This is a genomic window from Paenibacillus rigui (assembly GCF_002234615.1).
GTDB lineage: Bacteria > Bacillota > Bacilli > Paenibacillales > NBRC-103111 > Paenibacillus_S > Paenibacillus_S rigui.
The window spans coordinates 43,649-55,988 of the sequence record NZ_NMQW01000039.1; the positions used below are offsets into that span (position 1 = coordinate 43,649).

8 protein-coding genes, 1 pseudogene and 2 riboswitches are annotated in these 12,340 nt (G+C 52.5%); of the genes and pseudogenes, 1 reads left to right on the forward strand and 8 read right to left on the reverse strand.

Annotated elements, in window-relative coordinates; genetic code table 11:
- Window positions 1-28: 28 nt before the first annotated feature.
- Both CF651_RS24190 and thyA read right to left on the reverse strand, forming a co-directional pair.
- Window positions 29-985, reverse strand: coding sequence for a thymidylate synthase (locus CF651_RS24190; protein WP_094017458.1), 957 nt, complete (start codon window positions 983-985; stop codon window positions 29-31).
- Window positions 986-1,050: 65 nt separating this feature from the next.
- Window positions 1,051-1,530: pseudogene (gene thyA, locus CF651_RS24195) on the reverse strand (thymidylate synthase); the annotation flags it as partial.
- A 317-nt stretch (window positions 1,531-1,847) separates the two neighbouring features.
- Here thyA and CF651_RS24200 point away from each other — a divergent pair.
- A complete protein-coding gene (locus tag CF651_RS24200) occupies window positions 1,848-4,028 on the forward strand; it encodes a 5'-nucleotidase C-terminal domain-containing protein (protein WP_094017459.1) in 2,181 nt (726 codons plus the stop codon).
- Window positions 4,029-4,129: 101 nt separating this feature from the next.
- Here the strand turns inward: CF651_RS24200 and CF651_RS24205 are convergent, their stop codons facing one another.
- The 6 genes from CF651_RS24205 to CF651_RS24230 all read right to left on the reverse strand — a co-directional run bounded on the left by CF651_RS24205 (window position 4,130) and on the right by CF651_RS24230 (window position 11,557).
- Complete coding sequence (locus tag CF651_RS24205) at window positions 4,130-6,445, reverse strand: histidine kinase (protein WP_094017460.1); 2,316 nt, start codon at window positions 6,443-6,445, stop codon at window positions 4,130-4,132.
- Window positions 6,445-7,053 (reverse strand): potassium-transporting ATPase subunit KdpC, encoded by a 609-nt coding sequence (kdpC, locus tag CF651_RS24210; RefSeq protein WP_094017461.1) that lies wholly within the window; start codon window positions 7,051-7,053, stop codon window positions 6,445-6,447. Before kdpC ends, CF651_RS24205 begins: the two co-directional genes overlap by 1 nt.
- Window positions 7,054-7,130: 77 nt before the next feature.
- Window positions 7,131-9,161 (reverse strand): potassium-transporting ATPase subunit KdpB, encoded by a 2,031-nt coding sequence (gene kdpB, locus CF651_RS24215; protein ID WP_094017462.1) that lies wholly within the window; start codon window positions 9,159-9,161, stop codon window positions 7,131-7,133.
- Between the two features lie 21 nt (window positions 9,162-9,182).
- The gene (kdpA, locus tag CF651_RS24220; protein ID WP_094017463.1) at window positions 9,183-10,862 is read right to left on the reverse strand and encodes a potassium-transporting ATPase subunit KdpA; all 1,680 of its coding nucleotides are present in this window, start codon (window positions 10,860-10,862) and stop codon (window positions 9,183-9,185) included.
- A 58-nt stretch (window positions 10,863-10,920) separates the two neighbouring features.
- A complete protein-coding gene (locus CF651_RS33430) occupies window positions 10,921-10,998 on the reverse strand; it encodes a potassium-transporting ATPase subunit F (RefSeq protein WP_425436318.1) in 78 nt (25 codons plus the stop codon).
- Window positions 10,999-11,128: 130 nt separating this feature from the next.
- Window positions 11,129-11,557 (reverse strand): hypothetical protein, encoded by a 429-nt coding sequence (locus CF651_RS24230; protein ID WP_094017515.1) that lies wholly within the window; start codon window positions 11,555-11,557, stop codon window positions 11,129-11,131.
- A gap of 203 nt (window positions 11,558-11,760) precedes the next feature.
- Window positions 11,761-11,962, reverse strand: a riboswitch (cyclic di-AMP (ydaO/yuaA leader).
- A 174-nt stretch (window positions 11,963-12,136) separates the two neighbouring features.
- Window positions 12,137-12,331: riboswitch (cyclic di-AMP (ydaO/yuaA leader) on the reverse strand.
- Between the last annotated feature and the right edge of the window lie 9 nt (window positions 12,332-12,340).

Consider the following 12,340-nt stretch of genomic DNA (forward strand, 5'->3'; position numbering starts at 1 on the left):
CGTAGTTTGCCGCGGTGTATGCACTTTTTCAAACTGCTACTGGTGCTTTTATCGTTGGATGAGGATCGTATCCCTCTAACTTGAGATCATCTACCTCAAAGTCAAAAACAGATTTTTTTGAGGTATTCAACTTAAGGGTTGGCAGGGCTTTTGGATCCCTGCTAAGCTGAGTATTAATTTGATCCAAGTGATTAATGTAAATATGTGCATCTCCTATTGTGTGTACAAAATCCCCCACACCTAATCCACATTCGTGTGCGATCATGTGAGTCAATAGGGCATAACTTGCAATATTAAATGGTATCCCCAGGAACACGTCTCCACTCCTCTGATACAACTGGCACGACAATTTATTATTGGACACATAGAATTGATAGAGACTATGACATGGGGGCAAAGCACTAGTTGGTACATCTTCCGGTGACCATGCCGTAACAATCAGTCTTCGGGAATCAGGATTTCTTTTAATAGTCTCTATGACATCCTTTAATTGATCAATCGTTTCGCCTTTCGATGTCTTCCAGTTTCTCCACTGCTTTCCGTATACGTTTCCTAAATCACCAAATCTCTCCGCAAAGCAATCATCGTCTAAAATATTTCGTTTGAAGATCTCCAGTTGCTCTTTGTATTGTTTGTTGAATTCATGATCTTGTTGAGAACGAAGTCCAAAGTTCCTCATATCCGGTCCTGAATATTCGTCACTTTCAATCCATTTTAAAAATGCCCACTCATTCCAAATATTATTGTTATTTTGCAAAAGATATCGAATATTCGTGTCGCCTTTGATGAACCAAAGAAGCTCACTTACAACTAAACGAAAAGGAACACGCTTTGTTGTTATTAAAGGGAAACCCTCGTTTAAATCAAATCGCATCTGATATCCAAACACAGAACGTGTCCCAGTACCCGTTCTATCCTCTTTACTCGTCCCATTTTCGAGAATATGCTTAAGTAGATTGATGTATAAATATTCACTATTACTCATGATAATACACCCCTTACTCCATTTCCACCAAATACTACTTGGGAGAAATGCGTACAACCCCTGAAAACATTGCGTTGTCCCCATTTCACCCATTTTTTTATATAATACAACGGCGGCAGCGCCATATTGTCCACCTCCGCGGGATTCCACGCTACAACCAGGTGCCTGCGGGAGTCTGGGCTGCGCTTGATTTGCTCGACGACCTGGCTGATCTGGTCGATATGCCGTCCATCCGGCGCGGGCCAGGAACGCCATTGGGAGCCGTACACCGGACCCAAATCGCCATTCTCATTGGCCCACTCGTCCCAGATGGTCACCCCGTTATCCAGCAAATAGCGAATGTTCGTCTCCCCACTCAGAAACCATAGCAGCTCATGAAAGATAGAACGTACATGCAGCTTCTTTGTTGTCAATAACGGGAAGCCTTCGGACAAGTCGAACCGCATTTGCCGGCCAAAAACCGAGAGGGTGCCCGTGCCGGTACGGTCCTCCTTTTTCACACCATGATCCAGTATATCCTGCAGCAATTCCAAATAAGCTTTCATTCGTCACCTCATAAAAATGAAATTCACTAATCTCCAGTATAACAGAGACGACCCCGATTCGTAATCGCGGAAAAAATGCCCTTATCCGGACCTCGGCTCCCCCTTCCGCCATCAATCGCCAATTCCCTCCGTCTTGTCGAATTTTCAGTAAACCGCAGAGGAACTGACCTTTCTGCTCTCTACCAAATTTCTACAAGTTTCTCAATGGTATGAAAGTATAATAGAAGATGGAGATATCCATAACTGGCGCAAAAACTCAGTCCATGCTTTCGAAGCCAGTTTTTGCTGGCGCAAAAACTCTTAGGAGGACGGTACCTATGCTCAACAAACGTTCGAGAATGAAGGCAGTCTGCGTCATCAGCCTGTTAGCTACTTCCTTGTACGGATTACAGAGCACGCCAAGCATAGGGTACATCCCTCTGGCATCGGCGGCAGAACCGGCTGCGGCAGCCGTCGGGCAGCCCGCGAGCAATATCCAGCTTGCAAAGGACAAGGGGATTGTGGAAGGCTATCCTAACGACAGCGATCTCCACGGTGCCCGCCCTATCACACGGGCAGAGCTTGTGACTATGGTCAATCGCGCGGCGAAGCTGGCGGCAAGCGACACGCTGAGCACGTCTTTCCCCGATCTTGACGACTGGCAGCTTCAGGCCGTCACGAATGCGGTAGCTGCGGGCATCGTGCAGGGCAATGAATTCGGACGGTTCGAGCCAAACCGCCCCGTAACCCGGGAGGAGCTCGCCGTCATGATCGTCCGGATTTTGAACAAGGGCGACGACCCGGACGTCAATATCAACGTACTGAATTATTTCAAGGATGCGAGCTCGATATCCAGTTGGGCTCGTCCTTATGTCGCGTATGCCGTATTGAGCGGATTGTTCGAGCCGACCCTCGACGGCAGCTTCGACCCGCAAGGCACCGCTACCCGGGAGGAAGCGGCTAGAGCGATCAAGCCCATCCTATTCCAGGTCATTGATATTCTAACCACCAATGATATTCACGGTCATATCGAGGTGGGCTTTGACAAGAAACGCAATCAGGCACAAGGCGGCATCGAGACAGTAGCCGGTGTCGTATACGACTTCCGCTCGGTGAATCCGTCCGGAACGATCGTGGTGGACGGCGGTGATGCTTGGCAGGGCACGCTTATCTCCAACACGACGAACGGGCAGTCCGTCATCGATTCGATGTCGCAAATCAAATATGACGCTGCAGCTATCGGCAACCATGAGTTTGATTTCGGAAGGGATGTATTGATCAACAATATCCAGAAAGCCTCCTTCCCGATTCTCGGGGCTAATATTATCGACGAGCAAACCGGGAAAAGAGTCGATTGGGCCCAGCCGTACGCCATCATCCAAAAAAACGGCCTCAAAATCGGCATTATCGGGCTCGCGACGCCGCAAACCAAGACAACGACCAAATCGACCCATATCGAAGGGCTTACCTTTGCCGATCCGATTCCTTACGCCAAGCAGCTCTCCGCCGAGCTCAAAGCGAAAGGCTGCGACATCGTGCTCGTCACCTCCCACCTTCCCGGTGAACAGGATGCAAAGTCCGGTGAATTGATGGGCGAGCTCGTCGACTTGGCCAACGGAACGGGTAAGGGCACGCTTGACGCAGTCGTAGGCGGACATTCCCATCGCCGCGTTGCCGGCATTGTGAACGGTATTCCGGTTGTGGAAGCCCAGAGCTGGCTGTATGCCGTAGGCCATATCCAGCTCTATGTGGATAAAGTGTCCAAGAAGGTCGTTTCCTCGAACGCCAGCCTGCTTGAAACGTACACGAATCTTACTATAGCCGACAACAAGGTGCAGCAGATTGTAGCGGACTACCAGTCCGCTATCCATACCAAGACGAATGAAATGATTGCCCAAGCCGCTGAAAAATGGGCCGTTCAATCGTACCGCTACGACCATAACGGCAACCAGGCCCGTGACGGGATGACCCCGATCGGCAGCTCGGTTACCGATGCCATGCGCGCCGCGGAGCAATCCGATATCGCGTTCACCAATATCGGAGGACTGCGTGCGAGCATCGAGGCCGGCAAGGTGACCTACGGCATGATGTTCGAGGTGCTGCCGTTCGGCAATTATAATCGAACCGGCACGATGACGGCGGAGCAGATCAAGAGACTGCTGGAGGTAACGGATCCCTACTCGAAGCTGCCTGCATTGCAGTTCTCGGGACTGAAGGTGGAATGGGATAACCGTAAGCCTGCGGGAGAGAAGTACAGCAAGATTACACTTCTCGACGGCACGCCTCTCTTGGTGGACGGCAAGCTGAATATGAGCCGCACCTTCCGGGTGACGACCAATGACTACATGGCTACCGGCGCAGGCGACGGCTTTGCAGCCTTCGGCGAAGTGAAGGAGTGGAAGGACGGGAAGATTACGCTGGACGCATGGGTGGATTATGTGAAGGCCCAGTCAGCTTCAGGAGCCGTATCGCTCAAGGACGACGGACGGGATGTTCGGCTCGATTTGCAGCAGCCCTGATTTATTGCCTAATAAACAAGAGCAAGCTGATCGCGAGCTTTATCGCTGTCAGCTTGCTCCTGTTTGATCAACTGCTAATTTCCTTCAAGCCCCCTCCCCTCCTATTCCGCTACAACCAGCACATCCAGGTGCCTCGAGGCGCGCAGCAGCTTTTTGACAATGGATCCTTTGAAAAGCTCCTTCCAGATCGGCAGCCTCGATTGCCCGATAATCAGTTGCGTCGCCTTATACCCATTGGCCTTGGCCATCAGGACTTCGGGAATTTGCTTCCGTTTGGCCGCCGGAATCACCTCGAAGGTGCCCCCCAGGCGGTGGGTCAGCTTCTTCAGCTCCTCCAGCCGCTGCTCACTCTCATGCGTCAGCCCTCCGTCACCAAGCTGAACATAGGATACATACCAGGCGGCCTTCAACCGGTAAGCGATGCGGAACCCGCGACGGATCATCCTCTCTGCGCTCCCCGTCGTATCGGTGCACACAAAAATAACCTCCTGCCTCCGCCACGGTCCGCGAAGCGAGCTTTTGCGCTCCCACGATTCCAGCCTTTCATCCACATCATCGGCAATTTCCCTCAAGGCCAGCTCCCGCAGCGCGATCAGATTACCTGTCTTGAAGAAGTTGTTTAATGCCTGGCTAACCTTTTCCATAGCATAAATTTTGCCATCCTTCATCCGCTGCTGAAGCGACTGCGGTGCGACGTCGATCAGCTGAACCTCGTCGGCTAGCCGGAGGATATGGTCCGGAACCGTCTCTCTCACACGGACTCCGGTTATTTGCTCGACGGCATCGTTCAAGCTCTCCAAATGCTGCACATTGACCGTAGAAATGACGGAAATGCCTGCGGCCAAAATATCCAGAACATCCTCGTATCTTTTCTTATTCGTACTGCCCGGCATATTGGTATGCGCCAGCTCATCGACCAGTACCACTTCGGGATTGCGGCGAATAATTTCTGCCGTATCCATCTCTTCCAGCCGCGTACCGCGATAATCAATCGATTGGCGCGGTACAAGCTCCAGCCCTCCCACTTGAGCAGCGGTTTCCTTACGCCCATGCGTCTCCAGGAGTCCAACCAGCACGTGAATTCCTTTTTTGACCAGGTCATTCCCCTCTCGCAGCATCGTGTACGTTTTGCCGACTCCCGGCGCAGCCCCAATGTACACCTTGAACCGCCCGCGCCGGATCCGTTCAATCTTGCGTTCCATCTGGGCCGGGCTCAGCCGGCGGAACATTTCGGCTTCCTCCTGCGGCTTGGAGAGCCTGGCGGGCAAAATCCGCTCCCCCTCGTGCTCTGCCCGGTCGGCCACGACGAAAATATCGATATTTTTCGTTTTTTTCAAAATATCATGGACAATGGAGCCCTGCCAAATCTCCTGCCACCGGGTCTGCCTGGAATGCCCGAGTACGATACGGGTCACATTGTTTTGCAGCGAATACCGGACCAGAATGTCGGGCAAAGCTCTTCTCGAGCAGAGCGGAAGCTCCTCGAATGCACCTCCGACTTTATCGACCAGCTTCTTGATGGAGCGCCGAAAGGCCGCCGCTTCCTTACTCAGCTCCCGCTTTCCGTTCACGAACGTCACGACCAATAAATCCCCGTTCAGCCGCTTGGCGATTTGCTGTCCTCTTCTGACATAGATGGACCCGTTCCAATGGTACTGCGCGGACACAAGGATGCGCTCCGTCGCTCCGGACGGGCCGATGAGCCCTGCCTCCTCCCGGTGCTTCTCGAGAGATTCATTCACGCCCTCGGCCATCAAGCGCAGAGACATCTCCCGCAGTACGGCCAGGTTGCCGCGTTTCAACAGCTCACTGTTGTTCTGACTCGGCCGCAGGCTGCCTTCCGCAACCCGATTCAGCAGCGTTTCCGGCGTTACGTCGATCAGCACGACTTCATCGGCCAACTCCAACGTATCGGAGGGGACGGTTTCCTCCACCTCGATGCCGGTCAGCTTGCGGGCCAGCTCCTTCACGCCGCCCAATTCATATACGTTGACCGTCGTAATGACGCTGATGCCTTTGCTTAGCAAGTACCGGATATCCTCCAACCGGGTGGCATAAGGGGCATCCTGACGGTTGCGGTGCGCAAGGCCGTCCACCAGCACGACCTCCGGATTCCGTTCAAGCAGCGCATCGAGGTTAAGGTCTTTCTTTTCTTTATTCTCCTTCGTAAACCAATGAAGGCTCGGGACCCGCTCCAGATCCCCGATCTGCTCCATCGTCTCCGGACGCTGCATGGTGGATACTGCGCAGATGACGACGTCAATCCCCTGATCCCGCAGCGAGCGGCCTTCGCGCAGCATATGATACGTTTTCCCCGAACCGCTGAAGGCACCGATGTAAATTTTCAAACGTCCGGAATGCAGCTTGGAAATCGACTTTAATAGGTCCTCGGGTGTTTTCCGTTGAAAGGTCTCCATTACTTGCTCAACAACCCGTTCAGAGCCAAATTCAGCTCCAGTACGTTCACCTTCGGCTCACCGAACACCCCCAGATCGCGGCTCTCCGTATGCACTGCAACCAATTGCTCCAGTTGGGCTTGAGGCAACCCGGTCAGCTTGCTGATGCGAGGCACCTGAACAATAGCCGATTGCGGTGAAATGTGAGGGTCCAGACCGGAGCCTGAGTTCGTGATCAGGTCGATGGGCAGCCGGCTGACCGGCACATCCGGGTTATTTTTCCTCCAAGCCTCGATTGATTCCTCCGTTCTCTTCAGCATATCGGGATTGGAGGGGGCATAGTTATTGGAGCCCGATGCTTCCGCTTTGTAGTCGATGCTCGATACCCGGCCTTGAAAATAGTTCGGGTCGGTGAACTTTTGACCGATGAGCTCGGAGCCTACGATGGCCCCCCGGCTGTTCTGAATCAGACTGCCGTTGGCACGGCCCGGCATCAGCGCCTGAGCCAAACCTGTGCAGACAAGCGGATAGACGATACCGCATAAAACGATAAAAACAAGACTCATCCGAATGATAATACCAAGAGACATGGGCGCTGTATCCGCCGCTGATTGTATCGATTGCTTCATCCTTTTTCATACCTCTCTTCTTTGTCTTTTTCAAAAAAGGAGGGACACCGCTTGAAGCGGTGCTCCCGTTTCGTTTTCTATACCCATACATGAACGATCAGGTCAATCAGCTTAATTCCCAAGAACGGAACAAGAACACCGCCCAGCCCATAGATGACCATATTACGCTGCAGCAGCTTCGTCGAGCTCATCGGCTTATAAGCGACGCCCCGCATGGCAAGAGGGATCAACAGCGGAATAATGATCGCGTTAAAGATCAGCGCGGACAAAATAGCCGATTGCGGCGAGCCGAGCCTCATCATATTGAGCGCCTCCATCTGCGGAATCGCGAGCGTAAACATCGCAGGGATGATGGCAAAATATTTCGCGACATCGTTCGCAATACTGAATGTCGTCAGAGCGCCGCGCGTCATCAGCAGCTGCTTCCCGATCGAGACCACCTCAATAATTTTGGACGGATCGGAGTCCAAATCGACCATGTTGGCCGCTTCCTTGGCCGCAATTGTCCCGCTGTTCATCGCGAGGCCGACATCAGCCTGGGCCAGCGCCGGCGCATCGTTCGTTCCGTCGCCCGTCATGGCGACCAGCTTGCCTTCGGCTTGCTCGCGGCGAATAACCGCGATTTTATCCTCCGGTTTGCTCTCCGCGATGAAATCGTCTACGCCGGCTTCACGGGCAATGGTAGCGGCCGTCAGCGGGTTGTCGCCCGTGCACATGATCGTCTTGATGCCCATCCTCCGAAGCTGGTCGAACCGCTCCTTCATCCCCGGCTTTACCGTATCCTTCAAGTAGATCAGCCCGAAGATTTGACCGTCTACCGCGACGGCCAGAGGCGTGCCGCCTTCCAAGGCTATAGCGTTGCCTTTGTCTATCAGATCCTTCGGGATGTGCCCACCCTGGGCTTCGACCCATTGCTTCACGGCATCAACCGCACCTTTACGAACCTTGCGTCCATCCGGCAGATCCATTCCGCTCATCCGGGTTTCGGCTTTAAATTCGATGAACTCGCCGCCCTCAGCCTCTGCAGCAGGATACGTTAATCCCTGTTTTTTCATGAGTTCCAGAACGGATCGCCCCTCCGGCGTTTCGTCCTTGACGGAGCTGATCGCCGCCCATTGCGCAAGTACACTTACGCTCTCGGAGCCCACCGGAACGAATTCACTGGCCATCCGGTTCCCGAATGTGATGGTCCCGGTTTTATCCAGAATCATGGTGTTGATATCCCCTGCCGCTTCCACCGCTTTACCGGACATGGCAAGCACATTGAACTGCGTGACGCGGTCCATCCCGGCGATACCGATCGCCGACAGCAAGCCGCCGATCGTCGTCGGAATCAAGCAGACGAGCAAGGAAATCAATACAGGGATATCCAATGAAATATCTAAATATTTGGCAATCGGGGCCAGCGTGACCACGACAATGAGAAAGATTAGCGTCAAGCTCGTCAGAAGTGTATTCAACGCAATTTCATTCGGCGTTTTTTGTCTCTTGGCGCCTTCCACCAGTGCGATCATGCGATCGATGAACGATTCCCCCGGATCGCTTGTGATGCGTACCCGGATTTTATCGCTCACTACGCGGGTACCGCCAGTGACAGAGCTGAAATCACCGCCGGCCTCCTTGATGACGGGGGCCGATTCACCTGTAATCGCGGACTCATCCACCGAGGCCAGGCCTTCAATAACCTCCCCGTCACCGGGAATCATCTCGCCTTGAGCGACAACGACGATATCGCCTTTGCGCAGCTCGGTTGAGGGAACCTGCTTCAGCCCGCCGCTCACCACTTTGTTGGCCGTAATCTCCTTCTTCGTATTTTTCAAGGAATCCGCCTGCGCCTTGCCACGTCCTTCGGCCAAAGCTTCGGCGAAATTGGCGAACAGCACCGTAAACAGCAAAATAAGAAATACCGTAAAGTTAAAGCCTATGCTTGCCTCCGTTCCGAAGTATCCGGGGAAAAGGGTCATCAACAGCACGATAACCGTCCCCGCTTCAACAACGAACATGACAGGATTCTTCATCATGATGACCGGATTCAGCTTCACAAAGCTGTCCTTGATTGCGTTCGTCACGATATCGCCGGTCAGCAGTTTTTTTCTATTCGTATTCATGGATGGATTTCACCTCTTCTTTTAACGGATCGTCAAATACTCGGCGACGGGCCCCAGCACGATACCGGGCAAAAATGTCAGAGCGCCAATAATCAAGACCGTACCTACAAGAATACCGACGAACAACCGGTTATCCGTACGGAAGGTACCGATCGTTTCAGGCACCCACTGCTTGCGAACGAGCGATCCCGCTACCGCCAGCATGGCGATCATCGATATATAACGGCCGAACAGCATGACTAAGCCCGTGGATATATTCCAGAACGGCGTGTTATCGCCAAGTCCTTCAAAGCCTGATCCGTTATTGGCGGCGGATGAGGTATATTCATACAGAACCTGGGAGATGCCATGGAATGCCGGATTCGTAATGGCTGCCTTCCCCAAATCCGTTGCCAGGGCGATCGCTGTCGGGGTTAAAATAATAAACGGATGCGCCAGGATCGCTATAGCTATCAGCTTCATCTCGCGGGCCTCAATTTTACGGCCGAGAAATTCAGGTGTTCTTCCCACCATCAGGCCGGCAAGGAATACACCGAGAATGGCGTACATCAGCATGTTCACCAAGCCCACACCCTTGCCTCCGAACACGCAGTTCAGCATCATCAGCGAGAGCGGCGTGATTCCGCCGAGCGGCGTCAAGGTATCATGCATATTGTTGACGGAACCGGTTGTAGCCGCCGTCGTCACGGTCGTAAACAGCGCCGACTGGGCAATGCCGAAGCGGACTTCTTTCCCTTCCATGCTGCCCTGTGCTGCGTCGATGCCCAGCTTGTTCATCACCGGGTTCCCGTTCAACTCCGCCGTATACACCAGGGACAGGAATACTACGAACAAGATCAGCATCGAGGAGAAAATAACCCAACCTTGCTTGCGGTTCTTGGCAAACAGGCCGTACGTGTAAGGCAGTGCCGCAGACAGCACCCACATCGATAACATTTCGATCACATTCGTTAATGCGCTCGGGTTTTCAAAAGGATGGGCCGAGTTGACTCCGAAAAAGCCCCCGCCATTCGTCCCCAAATGCTTGATCGCCTCCAGCGATGCCACAGGTCCGATCGCAATTTGCTGCTCCGCGCCTTCCAGCGTAGTGACAGTTAGCGTTGGCTGCAGCGTTTGTGGTACCTGCAGCGCGACAAGCAGCAGCGTAACGACAAATGCGAGCGGGAAAAACACCCGCGTATGCGCCTTGACAAAATCCTCGAAAAAGTTGCCGATCGTCTGTCCCTTGCTTGTGATCCCTCTGACGAAGGCAATGGCGACCGAAAAGCCGGTCGCGGCCGAGGTAAACATCATCATCATGATGACGGCCATCTGTGAGAAATACGATAATCCCGTCTCCCCGCTGTAATGCTGCAGATTCGTGTTCGTCATAAAGCTGATGACCGTATTGAAGGTCAGCGTCTCTTCCATATTGTCGATACCATTCGGATTGAGCGGCAAATATTTTTGCAGCCTGAGAATCAAATAGCTGATTGCTACGAGCACAATGTTGGTTACGATGAAGCTGAACGCATAGGTCTTCCAAGTCATCCCCTTGCGTTCCTTCATCCCGATCAGTGCAAAAATCGGCTTCTCGGCAAAAGCAAACCATTTGTCCGTCCGGTTCGCCTCATTGGAGAAAACATGATATAAGTACGTTCCCACCGGTTTCACCAGCAGCAGCAAAATCACGATCACAACGGCAATTTGCACAATGCCCATGGTTTGGCCCCTTTCCTGAAGTTTTGCTTTAGCAAAACTGGCTTCGTAAGCTTTCTATTTAAAATTTTTCCGGATAAATTAACGCATACGCCAAATAAACAAAGATCAGCAAAGTCACAATCGAAATCACGATCATCTCAGCTCGCCTCCCGACGCTTCGATAACACGTCCGCACAAAGCGGTAAATCCGCTGTACAGTCCGTAGCAGACTGCAAGCAGCAGCACCATATAAAGATCCAGCATGGTTATCCCTCCATGAAAATGCGTCATACATCCTGGGGCCTATCTCCGACAACTGTTTGAATAAGAAACGGAATCTCATCGCTGTTGCTGTGGATCACATAAGTGGCGCCCAGCCCCCGGTACACCAACCGCGGGTTATTCGTCTGCGTAATGACATAAATCGGGTTCAGTGTCCAACGCCGACACATTTGGATATAACGGCAGCACAAGTTAAAGCTGTTTTCAAAAAGAAACACCTTTTCTACCTGAAATGCAGGCATATGCCAATTTAATTGTTCCGCCGTATCTACCCTCAAAAAATGCTTCACACCCATTTCGGCCATCCGATCCTGTTCCCTTGCATTGTTCACCATGACGGCAAAGGGCGCTTGATGAAGGCACAGCTGGCGGATAAAAGCCTCCCCCATTTTATTCGGTGCGGAAACTAGAATAAATTCTTGCGAATCCCCCACGTTCAACATTCTCCTCCTCCATGTACAAAGAGAAGGCAACCGACATCCCCGAAAGTGATGCCCGCCTGTTCAGCAATTCCGGCGTTCCGGATGGCTTCACGGCACTTTTCGGGCAACAAAAAAGAAGCCTGCGGACAAGAGAAGAACTCCTCCCGCGGCTTCTTAAGGCACAGTCATATAAACCGTGTCCTGCCACGACAATCGTTGCCTCTCCCGATACGCTTACGAGGTTAGCTGTCGGATTCGGGCGTGAGAGTCGCCCTACCTGCAGTGGTGCCGCATGGCACTTCAGCAGGATTCACCCCATGGAGACGGATGCTTCATCTGCTTGTTCGCAGTTAAAGCATCGGGCCTCCTTTGGTTCCCCCGTTCCTTTTCTATTCAAGGACTCAGCGATAAAGATGCATGCAGTATTTAAAATTTGGCATGCGTATAAATGAGACTTCCAAGCTTTTTTCAAAAATAAGCATAAGAAAACCACAGAGGCCTAAGCCCTGTGGTCGATTATCCGATCACAAGCTTCATCATCCTCTCTCCATGAACAAACCTGACAGGCACGAACCGGTTCATTGCCTGCTGGCTTGCTGTACCAACGCTGACGAGGTTAGCTGACGGATTCGGACGGTGAGAGTCGCCCTACCTGAGGCTATGCCAAGAAGGCATAGCCTCAGGATTCACCCCAACAATGCGTACAACGGCTCTCACACCGTGCAGGCATTGCTTAATTGGTTCCCCCGTTTCCCTGATGACCAGGAAATTAAGCGGCTAGAATTGGAAACTTTG

Bases quoted from the DNA above. Each gene is read 5' to 3' on its own strand.
- kdpA (WP_094017463.1), bottom strand. From the start codon at position 10,862: ATGGGCATTGTGCAAATTGCCGTTGTGATCGTGATTTTGCTGCTGCTG.
- CF651_RS33430 (WP_425436318.1), bottom strand. From the start codon at position 10,998: ATGATCGTGATTTCGATTGTGACTTTGCTGATCTTTGTTTATTTGGCG.
- CF651_RS24205 (WP_094017460.1), bottom strand. From the start codon at position 6,445: ATGGAGACCTTTCAACGGAAAACACCCGAGGACCTATTAAAGTCGATT.
- CF651_RS24190 (WP_094017458.1), bottom strand. From the start codon at position 985: ATGAGTAATAGTGAATATTTATACATCAATCTACTTAAGCATATTCTC.
- CF651_RS24200 (WP_094017459.1), top strand. From the start codon at position 1,848: ATGCTCAACAAACGTTCGAGAATGAAGGCAGTCTGCGTCATCAGCCTG.
- kdpC (WP_094017461.1), bottom strand. From the start codon at position 7,053: ATGAAGCAATCGATACAATCAGCGGCGGATACAGCGCCCATGTCTCTT.
- kdpB (WP_094017462.1), bottom strand. From the start codon at position 9,161: ATGAATACGAATAGAAAAAAACTGCTGACCGGCGATATCGTGACGAAC.